At 63.2% G+C, this 22,597-nt stretch carries 21 protein-coding genes; 17 read left to right on the top strand and 4 right to left on the bottom strand.

Features of this window, described 5'->3' with window-relative positions:
* Positions 1-16 precede the first annotated feature (16 nt).
* Entirely contained in the window at positions 17-664 is a 648-nt protein-coding gene (gene can, locus Q0894_RS06795; protein ID WP_299232744.1) for a carbonate dehydratase, read from the bottom strand.
* A gap of 182 nt (positions 665-846) precedes the next feature.
* Between can and gorA the strand changes: the two genes are divergently transcribed.
* The 10 genes from gorA (at position 847) to yidD (ending at position 10,003) form a co-directional block, all read left to right on the top strand.
* The gene (gene gorA / locus Q0894_RS06790) at positions 847-2,226 is read left to right on the top strand and encodes a glutathione-disulfide reductase (RefSeq protein WP_299232741.1); all 1,380 of its coding nucleotides are present in this window, start codon (positions 847-849) and stop codon (positions 2,224-2,226) included.
* 354 nt (positions 2,227-2,580) lie between these two features.
* Positions 2,581-3,159 carry a diaminobutyrate acetyltransferase gene (ectA, locus tag Q0894_RS06785; RefSeq protein ID WP_299232738.1) on the top strand — a complete coding sequence of 193 codons (579 nt, stop codon included), beginning with the start codon at positions 2,581-2,583 and terminating at the stop codon, positions 3,157-3,159.
* 87 nt (positions 3,160-3,246) lie between these two features.
* A complete protein-coding gene (gene ectB, locus Q0894_RS06780) occupies positions 3,247-4,512 on the top strand; it encodes a diaminobutyrate--2-oxoglutarate transaminase (protein WP_299232735.1) in 1,266 nt (421 codons plus the stop codon).
* Between the two features lie 119 nt (positions 4,513-4,631).
* Positions 4,632-5,021: an ectoine synthase gene (locus Q0894_RS06775; protein WP_132041039.1), complete on the top strand. Its 390-nt coding sequence runs from the start codon at positions 4,632-4,634 to the stop codon at positions 5,019-5,021.
* A 272-nt stretch (positions 5,022-5,293) separates the two neighbouring features.
* A complete protein-coding gene (locus Q0894_RS06770) occupies positions 5,294-6,145 on the top strand; it encodes an ATP-dependent zinc protease (protein WP_299232727.1) in 852 nt (283 codons plus the stop codon).
* 35 nt (positions 6,146-6,180) lie between these two features.
* Positions 6,181-7,686 (top strand): UUP1 family membrane protein, encoded by a 1,506-nt coding sequence (locus Q0894_RS06765; protein WP_299232724.1) that lies wholly within the window; start codon positions 6,181-6,183, stop codon positions 7,684-7,686.
* 3 nt (positions 7,687-7,689) lie between these two features.
* A complete protein-coding gene (locus Q0894_RS06760) occupies positions 7,690-8,664 on the top strand; it encodes an alpha-L-glutamate ligase-like protein (RefSeq protein ID WP_299232721.1) in 975 nt (324 codons plus the stop codon).
* 65 nt (positions 8,665-8,729) lie between these two features.
* The gene (locus tag Q0894_RS06755) at positions 8,730-9,176 is read left to right on the top strand and encodes a transcriptional repressor (protein WP_299232718.1); all 447 of its coding nucleotides are present in this window, start codon (positions 8,730-8,732) and stop codon (positions 9,174-9,176) included.
* A gap of 21 nt (positions 9,177-9,197) precedes the next feature.
* On the top strand, positions 9,198-9,638 hold the full coding sequence (hisI, locus tag Q0894_RS06750; protein ID WP_299232715.1) for a phosphoribosyl-AMP cyclohydrolase: 441 nt from the start codon (positions 9,198-9,200) through the stop codon (positions 9,636-9,638).
* Positions 9,638-10,003 (top strand): membrane protein insertion efficiency factor YidD, encoded by a 366-nt coding sequence (gene yidD, locus Q0894_RS06745; protein WP_299232712.1) that lies wholly within the window; start codon positions 9,638-9,640, stop codon positions 10,001-10,003. Before hisI ends, yidD begins: the two co-directional genes overlap by 1 nt.
* Positions 10,004-10,016: 13 nt before the next feature.
* Here yidD and Q0894_RS06740 read toward each other — a convergent pair whose 3' ends face one another.
* Positions 10,017-10,442, bottom strand: coding sequence for a SufE family protein (locus Q0894_RS06740; RefSeq protein WP_299232709.1), 426 nt, complete (start codon positions 10,440-10,442; stop codon positions 10,017-10,019).
* A gap of 27 nt (positions 10,443-10,469) precedes the next feature.
* Positions 10,470-11,609, bottom strand: a complete 1,140-nt coding sequence (locus Q0894_RS06735; RefSeq protein WP_299233196.1) for a site-specific integrase — start codon at positions 11,607-11,609, stop codon at positions 10,470-10,472.
* Between the two features lie 466 nt (positions 11,610-12,075).
* On the opposite strand from Q0894_RS06735, the gene Q0894_RS06730 reads away from it, so the two are divergent.
* Positions 12,076-13,116, top strand: a complete 1,041-nt coding sequence (locus tag Q0894_RS06730; RefSeq protein WP_299232706.1) for a DNA-binding protein — start codon at positions 12,076-12,078, stop codon at positions 13,114-13,116.
* 99 nt (positions 13,117-13,215) lie between these two features.
* Here the strand turns inward: Q0894_RS06730 and nfuA are convergent, their stop codons facing one another.
* The gene (nfuA, locus tag Q0894_RS06725) at positions 13,216-13,806 is read right to left on the bottom strand and encodes a Fe-S biogenesis protein NfuA (RefSeq protein WP_195687523.1); all 591 of its coding nucleotides are present in this window, start codon (positions 13,804-13,806) and stop codon (positions 13,216-13,218) included.
* Positions 13,807-14,059: 253 nt separating this feature from the next.
* Here nfuA and metH point away from each other — a divergent pair, with 253 nt between their 5' ends.
* The 6 genes from metH (at position 14,060) to Q0894_RS06695 (ending at position 22,521) form a co-directional block, all read left to right on the top strand.
* Positions 14,060-17,761, top strand: a complete 3,702-nt coding sequence (metH, locus tag Q0894_RS06720) for a methionine synthase (RefSeq protein WP_299233194.1) — start codon at positions 14,060-14,062, stop codon at positions 17,759-17,761.
* A 53-nt stretch (positions 17,762-17,814) separates the two neighbouring features.
* Positions 17,815-19,143 (top strand): MATE family efflux transporter, encoded by a 1,329-nt coding sequence (locus Q0894_RS06715; RefSeq protein ID WP_299232699.1) that lies wholly within the window; start codon positions 17,815-17,817, stop codon positions 19,141-19,143.
* Positions 19,144-19,281: 138 nt separating this feature from the next.
* On the top strand, positions 19,282-20,934 hold the full coding sequence (locus Q0894_RS06710; protein WP_299232697.1) for a nitrite/sulfite reductase: 1,653 nt from the start codon (positions 19,282-19,284) through the stop codon (positions 20,932-20,934).
* Positions 20,927-21,490, top strand: coding sequence for a DUF934 domain-containing protein (locus Q0894_RS06705; RefSeq protein WP_299232694.1), 564 nt, complete (start codon positions 20,927-20,929; stop codon positions 21,488-21,490). The genes Q0894_RS06710 and Q0894_RS06705 overlap by 8 nt, the downstream gene beginning before the upstream one ends.
* A gap of 44 nt (positions 21,491-21,534) precedes the next feature.
* Entirely contained in the window at positions 21,535-21,960 is a 426-nt protein-coding gene (locus Q0894_RS06700) for a gamma-glutamylcyclotransferase family protein (RefSeq protein WP_299232691.1), read from the top strand.
* Between the two features lie 99 nt (positions 21,961-22,059).
* Complete coding sequence (locus Q0894_RS06695) at positions 22,060-22,521, top strand: MgtC/SapB family protein (RefSeq protein ID WP_299232688.1); 462 nt, start codon at positions 22,060-22,062, stop codon at positions 22,519-22,521.
* Positions 22,522-22,597 lie beyond the last annotated feature (76 nt).

Genomic DNA, 22,597 nt, shown 5'->3' with positions numbered 1-22,597 from the left:
GACATCCGTTCGGGAATCAGTCCACCGGGGTGGCACTCTTGACCCGATAGAGGTCGGCCGCCTCTTCCAGGCCGGCGATGGTGCAGTCGAGATCCTTGACCCGACCGTCGGACAGCCCATAGACCCAGCCGTGAATCCAGATCTGCTGTCCGCGCTGCCAGGCATGCTGGATGATCTTGGTACGACTCAGGCGCTGCACCTGAGAGCAGGCGTTGAGCTCACACATGCGGTTCACCCGCTCATCCGAAGAGAGCGGCTCCAGCTCGTCACGGTGCTGATAATAGAGCTCACGCACCGAGTGCAGCCAGTTGTCGACCATACCATTGTCGCCACCCTCGATGGCTGCACGGATACCACCACAGCCGTAGTGCCCCACGACCATGATATGACGCACCTGAAGGACATCGACCGCGTACTGCAGCACCGACAACGCATTGAGATCGTTATGGTGAATCAGGTTGGCGACGTTGCGATGGACGAAGACCTCACCGGGAGGCAGATTGATGATCTGGTTGGCGGGGACTCGACTGTCCGAGCAGCCGATCCAGAGATAGTCGGGGTTCTGCTGGTTCGATAACCGGGTAAAGAAATCGGGGTCATTCCGGTTGACCTTGTCGGCCCAGGCACGGTTGTTCTCCAGCAGGGACTCAATTTCCTTTCTCATGAGATGACCTCAAGGCAAGTGGGCGTCGTAGGGTGGCGTTTTTTTTACTCCTCCCCGGCATGGCGGTCAACAATAAAACGGGGCGGTCATCCAGGCGTTCGCGCCATGCCGTCACGCGCCCATGGCTGCTATCATCGGCGCCTTGAATCCAGGGCCCAGTGCCCACGACAGGGAGCAGCATCGTGTCCGAACTCGATTCCACCACCCATGACTGGGACCTCTTCGTGATCGGCGCCGGCTCCGGCGGTGTGCGGGCGGCGCGTACCGCTGCCGCTGCCGGCGCCCGGGTCGCCATAGCGGAGGACCGCTACCTCGGCGGCACCTGCGTCAATGTGGGCTGTGTGCCCAAGAAGCTTTACTCCTATGCCGCCCACTTCCATGACGCCTTCGAGGATGCCGGGGGCTTCGGCTGGCATCTGCCAGAACCGCCACGCTTCGACTGGCCGACGTTGCGGGATAACAAGATCGGCGAGATCAAGCGCCTGAACGGCATCTATGCCCGGCTGCTCGATGGGGCGGGAGTGAGCCTGATCAACGGCCGTGCCCGGGTGCTCGACGCCCATCATGTCGCGGTGGGTGATGAGATCCACAGCGCCGAGAAGATTCTGGTCGCCGTGGGCGGCTGGCCCTGGTTGCCCGAGTTCCCCGGTAGCGACCTGGCGCTCAACTCGAACGATATCTTCGACCTGGCAGAGTTTCCTAAGCGCTTTCTGGTGCTGGGGGGCGGCTATATTGCGGTGGAGTTCGCCAGTATCTTCAATGGCCTGGGCAGCGAGACTCACCTGATCTATCGAGGGGAGCTATTCCTGCGTGGCTTCGACCAGGAGGTGCGCGAATTCACCCGTGACCAGATGGCCGAGCGGGGCGTACAGCTTCACTTCGAGACCAACATCGAACGAATCGACAAGAGCGAGGAGGGGCTGCGGGTCACCCTGACCGATGGCCAGACCCTAGAAGTGGATGCGGTGCTCGCCGCCACCGGTCGACGACCTCATCTGGAGGGGCTGGGGCTGGATACCCTGGGGGTGGCGCTGGACGACAGCGGCCATATCCGGGTCAACGAGCGATTCGAGACATCTGTGCCGTCGATACTCGCCCTGGGTGATGTCATCGGTGGGCCGGAGCTGACGCCGGTGGCACTCGCCGAGGCGATGCATCTGGTGCGTTGCCACTTCGAGGAGACTCCACCTGCCGCACCACTGGACTACCGCCACATCCCCACGGCGGTGTTCTGTCACCCCAATATCGGCACCGTCGGCCTCTCCGAGGAGCAGGCCCGCGAGCAGTGTGGCGAAATTCGTGTCTACACCGCCAACTTCCGCCCCATGAAGCACACACTCTCGGGCAGCAGCGAGCGCTGCCTGATGAAACTGATCATCGATGATGCCAGCGACGTTGTGGTCGGTGCGCACATGGTGGGCGAAGAGGCCGGCGAAGTGATCCAGGGCATCGCCATCGCCGTCAAGGCGGGCCTGACCAAGGCCGAGTTCGACGCCACCGTGGGCATCCACCCCACCGGCGCCGAGGAGTTCGTCACCATGCGCACACCGACACGGCGCTAAGCCAGCTAACCAGGGCCGCCTTCGGGCGGCCCTTTTCGTAGAGGCCGGTGCTGTCAGGCTGGTCTAAACTGGGAGTATGGGCAGGGCGGTCGATCGATATCACGGCTACTGGAACTGGCCACCACTGGCAGGGAGACCACGTGAAACCCATTGGCTGGTGATTGTGCCAAGCCTAGATGGGGGGGGGGCTTTCCAGGCGTCGATAGAGCGTTCTATCCAGTTATCGATCCAGGCTACTGCACCGACTCGCATAATTTTTTATTATGGATACTGCCCTGTAAAATAATCGCAAATTTGAGATTTGCCGAACGGTTGGTATACTTCCTGCCGACATCGCCGAAGCGAACACCGCCAATGATGACATTGACCGAGCCCTTCACCCCTTCAGCCGACCTTGCACGTCCCACCGTTGCCGACGAAGTGGTCGACGCTGATGCCAGTGACCTGTTTATCCGCAAGCCCAACCCCGATGATGGCTGGGGAATCTACGAACTGGTCAAATCCTGCCCGCCCCTCGACGTCAACTCAGCCTACGCCTATCTGCTGCTGGCCACCCAGTTCCGCGATACCTGTGCGGTAGCCACGGACGAGGAGGGCGAGATCGTCGGTTTCGTGTCGGGATATGTGAAGAGCAACGCCCCGGATACCTATTTCCTCTGGCAGGTCGCCGTCGGTGAGAAGGCACGTGGCACCGGTCTGGCACGCCGCCTGGTCGAAGCGATAATGAGCCGACCCGAGCTTGCCGAGGTCCACCACCTCGAAACCACCATTACCCCCGACAACCAGGCCTCCTGGGGGCTGTTTCGCCGCCTGGCCGACCGTTGGCAGGTGCCGCTGAACAGCCGCGAATATTTCTCTACCGACCAGCTTGGTGGCGAACACGACCCCGAGAATCTGGTCCGGATCGGCCCCTTTCAGACAGACCGTCTCTGACGCTCGTCTCTTTCCGCTTTCACGCGAGGACGCACTCGAGCCTCGCGCCCGTCACACTCCATCATTCCGCTACACAGGAGGTCTACGATGCAGACCCAGATCCTCGAACGCATGGAATCCGACGTTCGTACCTACTCGCGCTCGTTCCCGGTGGTCTTCACCAAGGCGAAGAACGCCCGTCTGACCGACGAAGAGGGTCGCGAGTACATCGACTTTCTGGCCGGTGCCGGCACCCTGAACTACGGGCACAACAACCCCAAGATCAAGCAGGCCCTGCTCGACTACCTGGCCGAAGACAATATCATCCACGGCCTGGATTTCTTCACCGCGGCCAAGCGCCGCTACCTCCAGGCCCTCGATGAGATCATCCTCAAGCCGCGAGGCCTCGACTACAAGGTTCAGTTCCCCGGGCCCACCGGCACCAACGCCGTCGAGGCGGCCATTCGCCTGGCACGCAACGCCAAGCAGCGTCACAACATCGTGACCTTCACCAACGGCTTCCACGGAGTGACCATGGGGGCACTCGCCACCACCGGTAACCGCAAGTTCCGCGAGGCCACCGGTGGCGTCCCCACCGTGGGGGGCTCCTTCATGCCCTATGACGGCTACCTGGGCGATGGTACCGACACCCTGGACTACTTCGAGAAGCTGCTGAGCGACAAGTCCGGTGGCCTCGATGTGCCGGCCGGGGTCATTGTCGAGACCGTCCAGGGGGAGGGCGGCATCAATGCCTGCGGCCTCGACTGGCTCAAGCGTCTCGAACAGATCTGCCGTGCCCATGACATCCTGCTGATCATCGACGACATCCAGGCGGGCTGCGGACGTACCGGCAAGTTCTTCAGCTTCGAGCACGCCGGTGTCGTGCCGGATATCGTGACCAACTCCAAATCGCTCTCCGGGCTTGGCCTGCCGTTCTCCCAGGTCCTGATGCGCCCCGAGCTGGATGTCTGGAAGCCGGGTCAGTACAACGGCACCTTCCGAGGTTTCGCGCTGGCCTTCACCACGGCCGCCGCCGCGATCGAGAACTACTGGTCCGACGATAGCTTCGCCCAGGAGGTGCAGCGCAAGGGGGAGGTCGTCTCCGAGCGTTTCGCCAAGATTGCCGCCTGGATCAGCGAGCAAGGGATCGAGGCCTCCGAGCGTGGGCGTGGCCTGATGCGAGGCATCGATGTGGGCAGCGGCGAGATCGCCGACAAGATCACCCACCAGGCGTTCGAGAACGGGCTCGTGATCGAGACCAGCGGCCAGGACGGCGAGGTGGTCAAATGCCTCTGCCCGCTGACGATTTCCGACGAGGACCTACAGAAGGGTCTGGATATTCTCGAGCAGAGTGCCAAGCAGGCGCTAAGCTGATAGCCCGAGTCGTGTGATGCGAGCGAGCCGCCGTGCCGGCTCGCTCGATACAGATTCTGCCGTTTCCCCGGGAGCGGAGAACAACCCCTGCCAAGCAGCGAAATTCAAGGAGAGAACCCATGATCGTTCGTAATCTCGAGGAGTGCCGCAAGACGGATCGTCTGGTCAAGGCGGAGAATGGCAACTGGGACAGCACCCGGCTGTCACTGGCCGACGATGGTGGTAACTGCTCGTTCCACATCACTCGTATCTACGAGGGCACCGAGACCCATATTCACTACAAGCACCATTTCGAGGCGGTCTACTGCATCGAGGGTGAAGGTGAGGTCGAGACCCTGGCCGATGGCAAGATCTGGCCGATCAAGCCGGGCGATATCTATATCCTCGACCAGCACGACGAACACCTGCTGCGCGCCACCAAGACCATGCACCTGGCCTGTGTCTTTACGCCGGGTCTGACCGGCAACGAAGTGCACCGGGAAGATGGCTCCTACGCACCGGCGGAATAATCGGCAGCGCCGCGTCATAGGCACGTGCCGCAAGGCACATAACGGGCCACGACAATACATGTTGGGGCCCGTTATGCGTTGGGTGACAAGCCATCAAATGCGCCAACACCAGGAGTTCGCATAATGTATATTATGTTAAATCATGTGGTACGAAACTCGTCCAAGTCTCCTGACACCCATGCGCCTCGGCCTGGCAAGATGCCTTCAGGTTGGACAAGGTCCACAGCGACTCCTTATCATCGCCAGACTATCCAAAGGAAGTGTCCTTCCCCATGCTCCATCCTCTGCTGAGTGCGACGCTCGCGGCGTCTGCCATCGTGCTTTCCGGTTGTGTCGCGCTGACGGAAAAGCCGACGCCACCGCCCACCCTGTCCTCGACCGACTTCCATCAGCGCATGAATACGCTGGAAGAGACGCTGCTTGCCAGTTGCGACAACACCCGGCTGGATACCGAGCTATCGTCCGTTGCGAGCCGCCAGGATCTCCTGATCGGCGATGTGCGCGAGGTCGGTTCGCTATTGCGCGGCATGAACGGTCGCCTGGATCGGCTCGATGACGATGAGTCCGATCCTGTGGTTGTCAGACGCGAGTGCGCGGCCGATGAACTGGGAATCGGCAACAAGGCAGTACTGGGTAGCAGCGAATGGATCGGGCTGCCCGATGTGGGGACCTACCTCAAGGCGCGTATCGACTCCGGCGCCAATACCTCGTCGCTCTCTGCCCGCGAGATCACCCGCTTCGAGCGTGACGGCGAAAACTGGGTCCGCTTCAAGCTGGGCCTGGCAGACGACGACGTTGTCGTCGAGACGGTACGGGATGAGTGGATCGAAGCCCCCATCGAGCGTCGTGTGCGCATCATCCAGGCGACCGGTGAGGAGTCTCGACCGGTGGTGACCCTGATGATGACCCTGGGATCGATCCGCGAGCCGGTAGAATTCACGCTGAGTGATCGCACCCATCTCGACTTTCCGGCCCTGCTGGGCAGGCGCTTCCTGCTGGATATCGCCGTCATCGATGTGGCCGAGCGGTACCTGCACCCGCGTCCCGAATTTCCCGGCGGGCGACCGGCAGCGGAAGCCGAACGCCATGAGAATGACGCCGACCTCGACAACGAAACGCACTGAGCCACGCATCCGTCGCTCTCTGCCAAGGAAGCCTCATGTCACGACTGCCTTTCTATCTGCTGGTTGGCGTTCTTTTCCTGGCCGGCATCGCCATGACCCTGCATCGTCACTATCAGCTCGAGGTGCCCTGGACGCCGGGTGAACAGCGCCAGGTATGGGAAGTGGAGGCTCAGGTCAATTTCACGGCACTGGGCGATCCGGTACTGGTGGACATGGCGCTTCCCTCGACTCAGGAGGGCTTTCGACTACTCACCGAGCATACGGCCTCGCCGGGCTACGGCCTCTCTTTCGTGGATGAGGATGGCGGCAGGCGGGCCCAGTGGTCGATCCGTGAAGCCACCGGCTCCCAGCAGCTCTACTACACCGCCCAGGTCCTGGTGGCACCGGACAGCCGCCCTCCTCGTCTGGACACCCCGCCGCTACGCCGCGATATCGTCTGGGAGCGGCCCTATGATACGGCGGCCACCCAGATGATCGAACGCGCCTGGGGCCGCAGTGCGGATCCCTTCACCTTTGCCCGCGAGCTGCTGCATGACTTCAATGAGGAGCGCCAGGGCGAGAATGCCCGCCTGCTGCTGACCCAGTTCGAGCGCACGCCCCTCCTCGTACGTCTGCTCAACCAGGCCGGCGTGCCGGCCCGTGAGGTAAGCGGCCTGCTGCTCGAGGATGGGCGACGGCGTCAGTCTCTCACCAGCTGGGTCCAGGTGTTTGACGGGCAGCACTGGGCTCTCTTTGACCCGGCGACCGGCGCCCAGGGGCGCCCCGACAACCTGTTGATCTGGGAGGGCAACGGTCAGGCGGTTCTCGAGGTTCAGGGAGGGAGCAACTCGAGGGTCACATTCTCGATGCTGGCTCGCAATCAGCCGGCGGCCGCGGCGGTTCGCAACCAGCTGGCCGAGGATACCCTGCTCAACTTCTCCATTCACAGCCTGCCGCTCGAGGAGCAGGCGCTGTTCCAGACGATCCTGCTGATTCCGATCGGCGCGCTGGTGGTGGTGCTACTCCGCCTGCTGGTAGGGATCAAGACCTCGGGCACCTTCATGCCGGTGCTGATCGCCCTGGCCTTTATCCAGACGAGCCTGGCCACCGGCCTGATCGGCTTTTTGCTGGTGGTCGCCGTCGGTCTGGTGATCCGCAGCTACCTGTCGTATCTCAACCTGTTGCTGGTGGCGCGGGTGACGGCGGTGATCATCACGGTAATCGGCATCATTTCGGTGTTCTCGGTGCTCGCCTACCGTTTCGGGCTCAATGCCGGCCTGACCATCACCTTCTTCCCGATGATCATTCTCTCCTGGACCATCGAGCGGATGTCGATCCTGTGGGAGGAGGAGGGTCCGAAGGAGGTGTTGATTCAGGGCGGTGGCAGCCTGTTCACCGCGGTTCTGGCCTTTCTGGCCATGAACAACCCCTGGGTACGCCATATCACCTTCAACTTCCTGGGGGTCCAGCTGATCCTGATGGCGCTGATCCTGATGATCGGCAACTACACCGGCTATCGCCTGCTGGAGCTGCGCCGCTTCAAGCCGGTCACCGAGGATTGAGCCATGCGTGAATGGACGACTCCCGGCAAGCTACGCGCCAAGGGCATCATCGGCATGAATCGCCGCAACATCCGCTATATCGGACGCTATAACAATCGGCGCCTCTATCCGCTGGTGGATGACAAGCTGCAGACCAAGCTGCTTGCCGAACGCTTTGGTATCACCACGCCGGCACTGATCGGCACCGTCACCACCCAGTTCGGCGTCAAGCATATCGGCGAGGTGCTTGCCGGCCAGCAGGGATTCGTGATCAAGCCCGCCAAGGGCAGCGGTGGCAAGGGTATCCTGGTGGTGGAGCGCGTCGAGGGGGGTGACTATATCAAGCCCAGCGGCGTTCGCATGAGCCTGTCGGATGTCGAGCGACACGTCTCCAACATCCTCTCCGGACTCTACTCCCTGGGAGGAGCCCCGGATGTGGCACTGATCGAAGCACTGATCAACTTCGATGAGGGGCTCTCCGAGTACACCTATGAGGGGGTGCCGGATATCCGCGTCATCGTGTTCAAGGGCTACCCGGTCATGGCGATGATGCGCCTCTCCACCGCCGCCTCGGATGGCAAGGCCAACCTTCACCAGGGTGCGGTCGGCGTGGGACTGGATATCGCCTCCGGCACCGCCATCCGGGGAGTTCAGTTCGATCGGACACGTCACGACCACCCCGATACTGGGCATGAACTGGCCAGCCTGACCATTCCCGACTGGCCTACCCTGCTGCTGCTGGCTGCCGGTTGCTATGAGATGACCGGGCTCGGCTATCTGGGCACCGACATGGTGCTCGATCGCGATCAGGGCCCCATGCTGTTGGAACTCAACGCCCGGCCCGGGCTGGCGATCCAGATGGCCAACGGCGAAGGATTGAGGCGTCGCCTCGATCTGGTTGAGAAGCAACCGGAGGGAGTGGCCGCCCAGGCGCGGGTGGACTTTGCGCGACACCATTTCGCCCGTCAAAGCGAGCTTGAGGCGACCGCCGAGGCTTGAGGCTCGGTGGCCCGCCCTCGCCCACCCGCGTAGAATGTCGCCAACTTCGACAGCCGACGGGTGCCATGACTGATTCCCGAAACCTGCTGCTCCAGGCGGAGCGGCAGTGCCAACAGCGCGGGGCGCGCTTCACGCCGATACGCCGCCGCGTGCTCGAGATGATTGCCGAGGCGTCCGGCGCCCTCAAGGCCTATGACCTCCTCGATCGACTGGCCGCCGAGCACGCCTCGGCCAGGCCGCCCACGGTATACCGTGCCCTGGAGTTTCTGATCGACCAGGGCCTGGTGCACCGTATCGAGTCGCTCAATGCCTATGTTGCCTGTCCCTGCCCGGAGCATTCACACGGCTTTCAGCTGTTGATCTGCCGCCTCTGTGGTCGAGTCGAGGAGCTGCACCTGGAGGACGTCAATGCCCAGCTCGCCGACTGCGCCCAGCAGCTGGGCTTCCGGGTCGAGCGCCAGACGATCGAACTGCTGGGGCGCTGCGATGCCTGCGGCGATACCGGCGGTTGACCCTTTATGCGGAGAATTGCGATGCCCGATATCTTCAAGGCGCTCGAGCGAGCGCCCGCCGACAGCCAGCACGACCTCGCCCCTGTGCTCGAATCCATCGGGTTCAACGCCGATGGCCTGATTCCTGCCATCGCCCAGCAGCATGATAGTGGCGAGGTGCTGATGATGGCCTGGATGAACCGTGAGGCACTCATGGAGACCCTGCGCACCGGCCGGGTCTGCTACTGGTCGCGCTCGCGTGGCAAGCTGTGGCGCAAGGGCGAGAGCTCAGGCCAGCAGCAGCACCTCAGGGGAGCCGCGCTCGACTGTGACGGAGACACCCTGTTACTGCAGGTGGACCAGACGGGGCCCGCCTGCCACAGCGGACGCCGTAGCTGCTTCTATGTGGCGCTCGAAACGGAAACGGCACGCATCACCACTGCCCCGCTGATCGACCCCGCCAAGCTCTACGGCAAGCCCTGATGCTCAACCAGGCCGGCTGGCTGGCCAAGCTGGCACAATGGCTGCGCCAGGCCACGGCCTGGCTGTTGATCGGGCTGGTCAGGCTTTACCAGGTCTCGTTGAGCCCCCTGCTCGGGCCGCGGTGTCGCTACTGGCCCAGCTGCTCCAGCTATGCCGTGGAGGCGATTCGCGTGCATGGCTCCTTCAGGGGCGGGCTGATGGCCGCCCGCCGCATCGCTCGCTGCCACCCTGGCTGTGAAGGCGGCATCGACCCGGTACCGGGTGGCCCCAGTGAGGCGCTGTGCCGCGAGGACCCCGAGCTCGACGAGAACTTCCGTCCCCGCACGTCGGACCGCCCAGCGGAGCGTGACGGCCCGGCCTCCTGAGCCGGGTCGGGGCTCAGGCGGCTTCCTGCTCCGCCACCTCGTAGATACGCTTGAGCATGGCGTTGAGGCCATTGCTGCGCGTGGGCGAGAGGTGCTTGTCGAGCCCCAGATCACCGAGGAAGTGCGGTGAGGTATCGCGGATCTCCACGGCGGGCCGGTCGTTGTAGATGCGCATCAACACGGCGATCAGTCCGGAGACGATGGCGGCATCGGAGATGGCGTCGAAGTGCACCACACCCTCGCGACACTCGTGTCGCATCCAGACATTGGACTGGCAGCCCTGGATCTTGAGCTCGTCACGCTTCCACTCCTCAGGAAACTCCGGCAGCGCCTTGCCCATATCGATGATGTACTGATAGCGGTCCATCCAGTTGTCGAACAGCTCGAACTCCTCGATCAGTTCCTGCTGGGCCTGCTCGGCGGTTGCGTCATTCGTCATGGGGCCTCCTGTTGATGAATGGGATGATTATACCGACTCCTCCCCCGCGGCGTCCGCCCCGGCTTGCCCTTCATCTCTTTCGGCCAGCCCATGGCGGGACTGCTGCCAGTGCCAGGCCTCGTCCTCGGCGTGCAGATAGCGGGCGGTGGTGTCCAGCCGCGAGTGGCGTGCCGTGGCCGCCAGGTAGCGCAGCTCGACCCCGGCCTGAGCCTGATGGGTCAGCGCCGTATGACGCAGCCAGTGTGGGGTGGCCTGGCGCAAGCGTAGCACCCAGCCACGGGCGCCCTCCTCCTCTCCTGCCTCCAGGTCGTCTGCGGCCTGAGCAAAGGCCTGCCTGATCAGCCGATAGAGGCGGTTGTCGCCGATGCCTCGCTTGCCATCCAGGGCTCGCAGCAGTGGCGTCGCCTCATCCGGCTGGGGCTCCGGACTCAGCCCCAGAACCTCTCGCCACTCCTTCAACAGCAAGAGCATGTCGGGTGGCACGGGAATGCTGGCGAGCTTGCCCCCCTTGCCTACCACGCTCCACCACCAGCGCCCCTCGCGCCGCTGGAAATCCCCCATGCGGGCGGCACTCATCTCGGCGATACGCGGTGCCAGCAGGTAAGCGAAGCCGAAGATAAAGCGTCGACGGGCCTCTTCGTAGCGCTCGCGGGATGACGCCCCCTCCTCCGTCGACAGCCTGTTCGCGCCGTTCAGCCAGCCCCAGAACCACTCCCACAACGGCGCCTCCAGATAGCGCTCGATTCCGGCACGGCGGTTATCGAGCCGCCGCCGCTTGTCACGCATCAGTCGGAAGGGGTTATGGCCCACCCACCCCGCTTCCACCAGCCAGGCATACATGCTCTGCAGGATCACCAGGCTCTGGCGACGGCTGGCCGGAGACAGTGGCCCACGGAAGGGTCGCCAGTCATCGGCGTGACGCGGACGCGGCGGCCCGACCCAGCGCGATCTCGGCTGAGGATCGGCAAGGAAGGCCTCGAAGGCCTCCAGATGGTCTCGTCGCACCTGGTCGAGGGTCATGCTCCGTTCGGCTAGCCATAACAGCAGCCGCTGAGCCTCGCGACGATAGGCGCGCTGGGTCCTGGGGCTGGCCCGGTACTCTGCCAACCATTCGCCCACCGCCTCGGTATCACTGCGCGCGGCGATATAGCCGCCCCGCTCCGCCAGGGGCGGAAAAGGCCCTGTGGCCGGCCGCAGCGGCGACCCCTCCACCACGATGGCGTCTTTCGATTGATGCCCCAACACCCCCTCCTTGCTCCTTGATGGCCAGTATCCAGGGCTATCGCAGTTACCGAACCTCGGGGCGCTGGGGACAAGCCGAAGAGGAGGTCCGAGGACCAGGGACGGCCGAGGAAGCGTACAGGGAGGTATTTACAGCGCCTCCTCGTCGGTCCGGCGCTCCGGGGTTTGTCGCCAGATCAGCCCCGAGCTACCGAGTTATCTACGATAGCCCCAGGCCAGTATCCCGTGTACTGATAAGAAAAATCAAGATAAGGCGCGTAATCTTGCTTTTATGCTCTAAGTCGTAACGTATTTTACGTATTACGTACAATGTAATTATCTTCCAATTCTTCGTGAATGCCGCTAAGCTGCGCCGCATATCGATCCAAAGGGGTGGCACAAGGAGAGCCTCATGGCGCGCATCGGCGTGACCTACGAAGACGTACAACGAGCCATCGATGAGCTGCTGTCCCGTGGCGATGCGCCCAGCGTGCAGAAGATTCGCGAGATACTGGGGACCGGCAGCTTCACCACGATCAGCGATCATCTGCGCAACTGGCGACAGCAGCGCGAGGAGAACCGCGACGTTCCTCCACCCCGCGGCATGCCGGCCGCTCTTCAGGAGCTGGCCGAAGGGCTCTGGCGCCAGGCTCAGGAGAGTGCCAACGAGGCGCTACGCCACTACCGCGAAGAGGCGGATCGCAAGGTGGATGAGGCGCAGGAGTCGGTGGCAGACGCTCGTCGCCAGGCAGACGATGCCAGGCAGCGTGAAGCGGCCCTGGCCAGCCACCTGTCCGGCACCGAACAGCGCCTGGAGTCGCTCAGCGCGGAGCTGGCAACGAGCCAGGCGCGGTGTGAGGCGCTGAAGGCGGCCGAGAGCCGCGCCTCCACGCGCCTGGCCGAAGCGGAGTCGTTGTTAAAGCGCCACCGTGATGAGGCTAGCCGAATGGCGCAGGAGCACCAGCAGGCCATGCAGGCGTGCGAGGAGGCCCACCGCGAGGCGCTGGCCCAGGAGGAGCAGCGCCACGAAAGCGCCGAGACACGTCTGATGACTCTGCTAGATCAGGCCCGACAGGAGCGATTGGCCAGTGAGAAGGCGGCGGCTGGAAGAGAGGAACAGCTGGAGAAGCGCCTCGAGCGCCAGGAGTCGCAGCTGCAGGAGGTGCGCGCAAGGCTTGCCAATGAGGAGAAACTCCATCGCGAGGTGGACTGGGCCCGCCGCCAGGCGGAGGCGCTGGCCGAGACTCGCCAGCATGAGCAGTCACTGCTGCAGGCACGCATCGACGAGCAGAAGCGACACCTGGAGGAGCAGGCAGCGCGCGTGAGAAACCTGGAGCAACAGCTCTATCGCTGCCTGTGGCAGACGCCGAAGGCCGCCCTGGAAGAGGAGAGCGCCTCGACTCAGTCGGCCAATGAGAACCAGGAACACGATCCGTCTGACAAGAGCTCCTGAGGCCGCCTTATCTGCCCATAACCCATAACAAAAGAAGGGCCCCACCTTTCGGCGGAGCCCTCCTTGTGACGCCAGGTAAGCCGTGCGGCTCGAGGCCGCTTAACGGTAGTAGGCGTTGGTGGTGTCGCTATGGTCGGTCACGTCGCGGATGCCTCCCAGCTCCGGGATGCGCTCCAGCAGAGTGCGCTCGACACCATCCTTGAGCGTCAGGTCGACCGCGGCACAGCCCTGGCAGCCACCGCCGAAGGCCAGTATCGCCACGTTCTCGTCGGTCAGCTCGATCAGCTTGATCTCACCGCCGTGGGCCGCCAGGCCGGGGTTGATCTCGCTGTAGAGCACGTAATTGACGCGATCAGCGAGGGGGCTGTCGGCATTGACCTTGGGCATCTTGGCGTTGGGCGCCTTGATGGTCAGCTGCCCCCCCATGCGATCGGCGTTGAAGTCGACGACCGCCTCCTCGAGGAACGGCAGGCTGTTCTTGTCCAGGAAGACACCCAGCTTGGGCAGCTCCAGCTTCTCGTCGGTAGGCTCCTCTTCACCGGGGCGGCAGTAGGCCAGGCAGGTTTCGGCATAGGGGGTGCCTGGCTGGGTGATGAAGATGCGTACTGCGATCCCTTCGACGTTCTGCTTCTCGAGCAGCTCGGCGAGGTAGTCCTGGGCACTTTCGGTAATCTGGATCGGTTCGCTCATGCTATTTCCCGCTGTCGGTGCGCGGCAGCGGCGAGGTCGCCGCGTACCGGGTAATGTGATGACGCTAATGGTAAGACACGGGACGCGACGAAACAATCCCGAGTGATTTGGTGGGTTTTAAACACCCATCTGCCCCCACGGCGAGCAGTTTGCTACCATGACCGGCTTGACAGAGGCCGCGATACAGAAGATGCCCCGAGGCACAACGGCGGCCATGAATACCGGACACCCTCGCTGGAGACAGACTCACACCATGGCCGCCGCTCCTACTGCCCAGACCGCTACCCTGTTCGAATGTCTCGCCGAGCGCATCCTGATGCTCGATGGAGGCATGGGCACCATGCTCCAGAACGCCGGCCTCTCCGAGGAGGACTTCCGCGGGGGGCGCTTTGTCGACTGGCCCTCGGACCTCAAGGGCAACAATGATCTGCTGGTACTGACCTGCCCGGACCTGGTGTCACGCATCCACCGCGAGTACCTCGAGGCCGGCGCCGACATCGTCGAGACCAACACCTTCAACAGCACTCGCCTGTCTCAAGCGGACTATGGCATGGAGGCACAGGTACCCGAGATCAACCGTGAGGCGGCCAGGCTGGCTCGCGAGGTCTGCGATGCGGTGACTGCCGAGACCGGCACTCCACGCTATGTCGCGGGGGTGCTTGGCCCCACCTCCCGAACGGCCTCGCTCTCCCCGGATGTCAACGACCCGGCCAAACGAAATGTCACCTTCGATGAGCTTCGCGAAAACTACCGGGAAGCCGCCGAGGCGCTGATCGAGGGTGGGGCCGATCTGATCATGATCGAGACCATCTTCGATACCCTCAATGCCAAGGCGGCAATCTACGCCCTGGAGGAGCTCTTCGAAACACGCGGCGAGCGCCTGCCGGTGATGATCTCCGGCACCATTACCGATGCCTCGGGGCGCACGCTTTCGGGGCAGACTACCGAGGCCTTCTGGAATTCGGTACGCCACGCCAAGCCGCTTTCGGTGGGTCTGAACTGCGCGCTGGGCGCCGAGGAGCTACGCCCCTACGTCGAGGAGCTGTCGAGCAAGGCCGACACCTACGTCTCGGCGCACCCCAATGCCGGCCTGCCCAACGAGTTCGGCGAGTATGACCAGTCGCCCGAGGAGATGGCGGCCATCGTGGCGGAGTTTGCCGCCAGCGGCCTGGTCAATATCATCGGTGGCTGCTGCGGCTCCACGCCCGAGCATATCGCCGCCATCCACCGCGCCATTCAGGGCATGACGCCGCGGCACCTGCCGGACATCCCCAAGAAATGTCGTCTCTCCGGCCTCGAACCCTTCAACATCGGGCCCGACTCGCTGTTCGTCAACGTCGGCGAGCGCACCAACGTGACCGGCTCGGCGCGCTTCAAGCGCCTCATCAAGGAGGAGGACTACACCACCGCCCTCGAGGTCGCCCTGGAGCAGGTGGAGAATGGCGCCCAGGTCATCGACATCAACATGGACGAGGGGATGCTGGACTCCCAGGAAGCCATGGTGCGCTTCCTGAACCTGATCGCCGGTGAGCCGGATATCTCTCGCGTGCCGATCATGATCGACTCCTCCAAGTGGGAGATCATCGAGGCCGGCCTCAAGTGCATCCAGGGCAAGGCGATCGTCAACTCCATATCGCTCAAGGAGGGGGAGGAGGAGTTTCGCCGGCACGCCACCGTCTGTCGCCGCCACGGCGCCGCCGTGGTCGTCATGGCCTTTGACGAGGTCGGCCAGGCCGACACTTTTGCGCGCAAGACCGAGATCAGCGAGCGCGCCTATCGCCTGCTGGTCGATGAGATCGGCTTTCCTCCCGAAGACATCATCTTCGACCCCAACATCTTCGCCATTGCCACCGGGATCGAGGAGCACAACAACTACGCCGTCGACTTCATTCAGGCAACCGAATGGATCCGCAAGCACCTGCCTCACGCTCAGGTCTCCGGAGGCGTCTCCAATGTCTCGTTCTCCTTTCGCGGCAACAATGTGGTGCGCGAGGCGATCCACTCGGTATTCCTCTATCACGCCATTCGCGCCGGGCTCTCCATGGGCATCGTCAATGCCGGCCAGCTGGGGGTATACGATGATCTGGATGCCGAACTGCGCGATGCGGTGGAGGATGTCGTGCTCAACCGGCGCGATGATGCGACCGAACGACTGCTCGACCTGGCCGAGAAGTACAAGGGCGACGGCAGTGGTGCGGACAAGAAGGAAGACCTTGAGTGGCGTGGCTGGGAGGTTGCGAAGCGTATCGAGCATGCACTGGTCAAGGGGGTGACCGCCTACATCATCGAGGACACCGAAGAGGCGCGCCAACAGTTCGATCGCCCTATCGAGGTCATCGAGGGACCACTGATGGATGGCATGAACGTGGTCGGTGACCTGTTCGGCGCCGGCAAGATGTTCCTGCCCCAGGTGGTCAAGTCCGCACGAGTGATGAAACAGGCGGTGGCGCACCTGCTGCCTTATATCGAAGCGGAGAAGGACGAAACGACCCAGGCCAAGGGCAAGATCGTCATGGCGACCGTGAAGGGCGATGTTCATGACATCGGCAAGAATATCGTCGGCGTCGTCCTGCAGTGCAACAACTACGACGTCGTCGACCTGGGGGTGATGGTGCCGGCGGAGAAGATCCTGCAGACGGCTCGGGATGAAAACGCCGACATCATCGGCCTCTCGGGACTGATCACGCCGTCGCTGGACGAGATGGTCGGCGTGGCCAAGGAGATGCAGCGCCAGGGCTTTGAACTGCCGTTGCTGATCGGTGGCGCCACGACATCCAAGGCGCACACCGCGGTCAAGGTGGATCCCGGCTACGAGCACCCGGTGATCTATGTACCGGACGCCTCCCGTGCAGTGGGCGTCGCCTCCAGGCTGCTGTCGCCGGAAATGAAACCCGAATACATTGCCGAGATCCGCAGCGAGTACGAGAGTGTGCGCGAACGTAACGCCAAGCGGCGCCCCAAGGGGGCAGACCTGACCTATGAGCAGGCTCGTCAGCGCAAGTTCAAGATCGACTGGAACGGTTATATCCCTCCGCAGCCGGCCATGACCGGTACACTGACCTTCGATGGCTATGATCTCGATGAACTGGTCGAGCGTATCGACTGGACCCCCTTCTTCATGAGCTGGCAGCTTGCCGGCAAGTACCCGAAGATTCTCGATGACGCCAAGGTCGGCGAGGCGGCGCGAAGCCTGTTCCGCGATGCCCAGGCCATGCTGCGCAAGTTGATCGACGAGAAGCTGGTAGCAGCGCGGGGCGTGATCGGCATCTGGCCCGCCAACAGCGTCGACGACGATACCATCGAGGTGTATGCCGACGACTCCCGCGGCGAGGTGATCGAACGGCTTCATCATATCCGCCAGCAAACCACCAAGAACCGTGACGGTGTCTGCTACAGCCTGGCCGACTTCGTGGCACCACGGGATAGTGGCAAAGCGGACTGGATCGGCGGCTTCGCCGTGACCACGGGCCACGGTGTCGAGGAGCTCGCCGAGCAGTACAAGGCGGCCGGTGATGACTACAATGCCATCCTGGTGCAGTCGCTTACCGACCGCCTGGCCGAGGCCTTTGCCGAGCGCCTTCATGAACGGGTGCGCAAGGAGTTCTGGGGCTATGTACCCGATGAAGCGCTGGATAACGATGCTCTTATCGCCGAAAAGTATCAGGGCATCCGCCCGGCACCGGGCTATCCGGCGTGCCCCGACCATACCGAGAAGCCGACCCTGTTCAGGCTGCTGGACGCCACCGAGCAGTCCGGCCTCACCCTGACCGAGAACTTCGCCATGTGGCCCGCCGCCTCCGTGGCGGGGTGGTACTTCTCGCATCCGCAGTCAAAATACTTCTCAACCGGCAAGATTACCCGCGAACAGGTGGAGAGCCTGGCCAGCCGCAAGGGCATGGGGCTCGAGGAGATGGAACGCTGGCTCATGCCGGTGCTCTCCTACGACCCCGCCTGATTCACGGTGGGCCGCCAGCCAGGCGGCCCCTCCCTCTTCTATTGCGGATCACCATGCTGCTTCACGCCACACGTCGTCGTACCATCCTGCGCCTCTCACTGCCGATCATCGCCGGCATGCTCTCCCAAAGCCTGATCAATCTGATCGATGCCGCCATGGTCGGCTCGCTAGGCGAAGTCCCGCTGGCAGGCGTGGGGATCGGCGGCTATGTGATGTTCATGGTTACCGCCCTGGTGTTCGGACTCTCCTCCGGGGTGCAGGCCCAGACCGCACGACGCCATGGTGAGCAGGCCTGGACAAGACTCGCCATGCCGCTCAATGCCGGCCTGATGATCGCCACCGTGTTATCGCTGCCGATCACCCTGCTCTGCCTGTGGCAGGCGCCGACGCTGATGGCGCTGATCAATCAGGATCCCACGGTCAATGCCGAGGCGGTGGCCTATTTCCGCTGGCGCGTCCTGTCGCTTGCCGCCGTGGCCATGATCTTCTGCTTCCGCGGCTACTGGAACGGCATTCAGCGGACCGGCCTCTACCTGCGCATCATTCTGGTGATGCACGCCATCAACGTGGTCGCGAGCCTGGGGCTGATCTTCGGATACCTGGGACTACCGGCCATGGGCGCTGCCGGCGCAGGGGCGGGTACCACCCTCTCGCTGTTCGTCGGAGCGTTCATCTGGGCCTTTGTCAGCCTGCGTCATGCCAGGCCAGGTGGCCTGCTGGCAGCACTCCCGCACCGCCTGACTCTGCTTACCACCCTGCGCCTGGCCGGGCCTCACTCCTTCCAGCAGCTGTGGTTTGCGGCCGGCTACGCCGTACTGTTCTGGATACTCGGCCAGGTCAGCACCGCCAGCGTGGCGGTGGGGCATGTGCTGGTCAATCTCTCGCTGCTGATGATCCTGCCCGGTGTAGGCCTGGGCATGGCGGCCATGAGCCTGGTAGGCCAGGCGCTGGGACGCGATGAGCTGGCCGATGCCCACCGTTGGGGCTGGGAGGTGGTGTACCTGGCCTGGCTGTGCCTGGCCCTTATCGCGTTGCCCATGGTGCTATTGCCCGACGCCGTCCTGGGCCTGTTCCTGCACGATGCAGCCCTGGTGGAGCTGGCGCGCCTACCGCTGCGGCTGACGGCGCTGATGATCGTGCTCGATGCCGCGGCACTGGTTCTTGCCCAGGCCTTGCTCGGGGCCGGTGCCAATCGCACGGTAATGACCACGACCCTGTCGCTGCAGTGGCTGCTTTTCCTGCCGCTGGCCTGGTTGGTAGGCGTCTGGTTCGAGCAGGGGCTGGTCGGCATCTGGTGGGTACAGCTCGCCTACCGTTCCCTCAACTCCCTGTGGTTTGCGGGAATCTGGCAGCGCCGACGCTGGCAGCGACTCGTGGTATGAAGAGGGGCGCAGGAAACTTCGAGGGGGGCTAATTACTTTAAGTATAAAAACTATGCCTATTTATTCTTTTAAACAATAAGAAGGCGCGCGTATTGTACAGCCAATGCACTGCCACTTTCATCGCTGCAGGATGGCTGAATGTACCGCTACGATTCCCACGACCAGACTCTCGTTAACGAACGCGTGGCCCAGTTTCGCGACCAGATGGAGCGTTACCTGGCCGGGCGCCTGAGTGAAGAGGAGTTCTTGCCGCTGCGTGTGCAGAACGGCCTGTATATTCAGCGCTATGCCCCGATGCTGCGCATCGCCATCCCCTACGGGATGCTTGCTTCCTACCAGCTGCGCAAGCTGGGTGACCTGGCGCGTGACTACGACCGTGGCTATGGCCACTTTACCACCCGTACCAACCTGCAGCTCAACTGGCCCAGACTGGAGAGCGTGCCGGACATGCTGGCGGAGCTTGCCAGCGTGCAGATGCATGCCATTCAGACCAGCGGCAATGATATCCGCAACACCACCACCGATCAGTTCGCGGGGGTGGCCGAGGATGAGGAAGTCGATCCGCGCCCCTGGTGCGAGCTGATTCGCCAGTGGTCCACCTTCCACCCCGAATTCGCCTATCTGCCGCGCAAGTTCAAGATCGCCGTTACCGGAGCCAGTGAGGACCGCGCCGCAATTCAGGTTCACGATGTCGGCCTGCGGCTGTGGCGAGATGCCCAGGGAGAGGTGCGGGTCAGGGTATTGGCCGGCGGTGGCCTGGGGCGCACGCCGATGATCGGCGAGGTGGTTCGTGAGGACCTCCCCTGGCAACACCTGCTGACCTATCTCGAGGCACTGGTCCGGGTCTATAACCTGTTTGGCCGCCGTGACAACAAGTTCAAGGCGCGCATCAAGATCCTGGTCAAGGCCCTCGGCGTCGAGGAGTTTCGGCGACGTGTCGACGAGGAGTGGGCACACCTGAAGGATGGCCCCCAGACCCTGACCCGGGAGAGCATCGAGCGGATGGCCTCCCACTTCAAGGACCCCGAGCGCCGCCCCGTCTCGGCAACGGCCATTGCCGAAATTGAGGCGTTACGCAGCAGGGAGCGCGCCTTTGGCCGCTTCATGACTAACAACGTCCACGCCCACAAGGTACCCGGTTACAAGGCGGTAACCCTCTCCCTGAAACGGCGCGAGCACTCCCCTGGCGACGTCACCTGGAAGCAGATGCACCAGGTGGCAGACCTCGCCGACGAATACAGCTTCGGCGAGATACGCGTTACTCATGAACAGAATCTGGTGCTTACCGACGTGCCCATGGATCGTCTGGAAGCGCTATGGCGCGAGCTGGAAACCCTCGGCATGGCCAACCCCACGGTGGGCACCCTGGCGGACTTGATCTGCTGCCCCGGTGGAGACTACTGCGCCCTGGCCAACGCCAAGTCGATCCCGGTGGCCCAGGCCATTCAGGAGCGCTTCGAGGACCTGGACTTTCTCTATGATCTGGGGCCGCTCGACCTCAATATCTCCGGGTGCATGAACGCCTGCGGTCATCACCATGTCGGTCATATCGGCATCCTCGGCGTCGACAAGAAGGGCGAGGAGTGGTATCAGATCTCGCTGGGCGGCACCCAGGGCAATGCGGCATCGCTGGGCAAGATCCTCGGCCCCTCCTTCAGCCGCGACGCGGTACCCGACGTCATCGACACCCTGCTCAAGGTCTATGTCGGTGAGCGCAACGATGACGAGACCTTCCTCGACACCTACCGTCGTATCGGACTCAAACCCTTCAAGGAGCGTGTCTATGCCTGATCATGCCCCCCACAACGCCACCCCGTCTGCCACCCGACGTCCCTATCTCTTCAGAGACCAGCCGATCACCGATGGCTGGCAGCTGATCCGCGAGGGCCAGGCGACGAGCGACACGCCCTGCATTGTGCCCCTGGCACAGTGGCTCGAGGAGGAGCGTTGCGACCTGCGTGCCCCCTGGCTGGCAGCCGATACCGAGCTCGACCAGGCCCTGGCCACTCGTCTTGCCGAGGCCCCCCTGGTGGCCATCGACTTCCCCAAGTTCACCGACGGGCGGGGTTACAGCCTGGCTCGCCTGCTGCGCGAACGCCATGGCTATCGTGGCGAGATACGTGCCATCGGAGATGTGCTGGTCGACCAGCTCTTCTACATGCGCCGTTGCGGATTCGATGGTTTCTCACTGCGTGAAGACCAGTGGCTGGAAGATGCCCTGCGCAATCTGCATGTTTTCAGCCGCGCCTATCAGCCCGGGGTGGATCAGCCCGAACCGCTGTTTCGACTGCGCAGTCAGGCTCTTGAGTCAGTCCGCGACGAACTCCCTCTGGCTGCCTTTGCCTGACTCCAGTTGTCTGTGACTTGTCACCATGGGTATCGTAACTGCCCATGCGCCCTCGCCCTCTACTGACCACGACCCTCCTCGGCCTCCCACTCATGGTGGGAGGCTGGTTATGGCTGACCCTGCTCAGCCCTTTTCTCTATGAACGCCCCGAACACCTCGACCCCATTGCCGAGGGGCCCCATGCGGTGTATGTCTATGGCACCCTGCGTGTGCCCGTGGTGCGTTGGATCGTGATCGGTGATGAGGTCGAGACCCGCCCTGCCCGCCTCGAAGGCTGGCGCCGTACCGGACTCGATCTGGAGCCGGCCCCCGGTGAATGGGTGCCGGGTGAGGTGTTGACCGTTGATGCCGAGGCACTTGCCCGTCTCGACCGCTATGAGCGCCTGGGCATTCGCTACGAGCGAGTGCGCCACTCACTCGCCGATGGCAGCGAGGCCTGGGTCTATCGACGCCTGCCGGAGACACCATAACCGAAGGCCCCAGCGGCTGCGGGCATTATTCGAGGCTATATTGGTCTATTCGAGTTCCACTGATTCCCCCTTTGGTTGGTCATTCACGGGAGTACCCCCATGAACGAGGAAATCGCGCTGCTCGATATGTTGACCCGCCTTGGTGTGGCCGCGGGGTTGGCCATGGTGCTGGGGCTTGAGCGCGAAATACGCGGCAAGCCGGCAGGATTGCGCTCACATATGCTGGTCGCCTTGGGGGCAGCGGCATTCCTGATCGTGGGACTGCAGATCCTGTTCGCCACTGCCGAGGGGGATCCTTCGGCCCGTATCGACCCCACTCGCATCGTCGAGGGTGTCATCGGCGGCATCGGGTTCCTTGGCGCCGGCAGTATCATCCGCAGCGGTACCGACGTGCAGGGCATCACCACCGGGGCATCGATCTGGCTCGCCGGGGCCATCGGGATCGCCGCCGGCGTGCATAACTTCACCCTGGCGGCCCTGGTCACCGGACTGGCGCTGGTGATCATGACGGCCCTCGGCACCATCGAGCGCCATATGCCTACGCGCCCGCCGGAGGAGTGATCCACGGATGAGGCGTCGCCCCTGCTCGGTTGAGGTCGTCTCACGGGGCAGCCTACAATGGCGGCGCTTGCACTCC

Source organism: uncultured Halomonas sp., assembly GCF_947501415.1.
Lineage (GTDB): Bacteria > Pseudomonadota > Gammaproteobacteria > Pseudomonadales > Halomonadaceae > Halomonas.
This window is presented reverse-complemented; position numbering and strand designations above follow the sequence as displayed.

Coding starts and splice junctions, on each gene's coding strand:
- can (WP_299232744.1), bottom strand. CDS start 664: ATGAGAAAGGAAATTGAGTCCCTGCTGGAGAACAACCGTGCCTGGGCC.
- ectA (WP_299232738.1), top strand. CDS start 2,581: ATGATGACATTGACCGAGCCCTTCACCCCTTCAGCCGACCTTGCACGT.
- ectB (WP_299232735.1), top strand. CDS start 3,247: ATGCAGACCCAGATCCTCGAACGCATGGAATCCGACGTTCGTACCTAC.
- Q0894_RS06775 (WP_132041039.1), top strand. CDS start 4,632: ATGATCGTTCGTAATCTCGAGGAGTGCCGCAAGACGGATCGTCTGGTC.
- Q0894_RS06770 (WP_299232727.1), top strand. CDS start 5,294: ATGCTCCATCCTCTGCTGAGTGCGACGCTCGCGGCGTCTGCCATCGTG.
- Q0894_RS06765 (WP_299232724.1), top strand. CDS start 6,181: ATGTCACGACTGCCTTTCTATCTGCTGGTTGGCGTTCTTTTCCTGGCC.
- Q0894_RS06760 (WP_299232721.1), top strand. CDS start 7,690: ATGCGTGAATGGACGACTCCCGGCAAGCTACGCGCCAAGGGCATCATC.
- Q0894_RS06755 (WP_299232718.1), top strand. CDS start 8,730: ATGACTGATTCCCGAAACCTGCTGCTCCAGGCGGAGCGGCAGTGCCAA.
- hisI (WP_299232715.1), top strand. CDS start 9,198: ATGCCCGATATCTTCAAGGCGCTCGAGCGAGCGCCCGCCGACAGCCAG.
- yidD (WP_299232712.1), top strand. CDS start 9,638: ATGCTCAACCAGGCCGGCTGGCTGGCCAAGCTGGCACAATGGCTGCGC.
- Q0894_RS06740 (WP_299232709.1), bottom strand. CDS start 10,442: ATGACGAATGACGCAACCGCCGAGCAGGCCCAGCAGGAACTGATCGAG.
- Q0894_RS06730 (WP_299232706.1), top strand. CDS start 12,076: ATGGCGCGCATCGGCGTGACCTACGAAGACGTACAACGAGCCATCGAT.
- nfuA (WP_195687523.1), bottom strand. CDS start 13,806: ATGAGCGAACCGATCCAGATTACCGAAAGTGCCCAGGACTACCTCGCC.
- metH (WP_299233194.1), top strand. CDS start 14,060: ATGGCCGCCGCTCCTACTGCCCAGACCGCTACCCTGTTCGAATGTCTC.
- Q0894_RS06715 (WP_299232699.1), top strand. CDS start 17,815: ATGCTGCTTCACGCCACACGTCGTCGTACCATCCTGCGCCTCTCACTG.
- Q0894_RS06710 (WP_299232697.1), top strand. CDS start 19,282: ATGTACCGCTACGATTCCCACGACCAGACTCTCGTTAACGAACGCGTG.
- Q0894_RS06705 (WP_299232694.1), top strand. CDS start 20,927: ATGCCTGATCATGCCCCCCACAACGCCACCCCGTCTGCCACCCGACGT.
- Q0894_RS06700 (WP_299232691.1), top strand. CDS start 21,535: ATGCGCCCTCGCCCTCTACTGACCACGACCCTCCTCGGCCTCCCACTC.
- Q0894_RS06695 (WP_299232688.1), top strand. CDS start 22,060: ATGAACGAGGAAATCGCGCTGCTCGATATGTTGACCCGCCTTGGTGTG.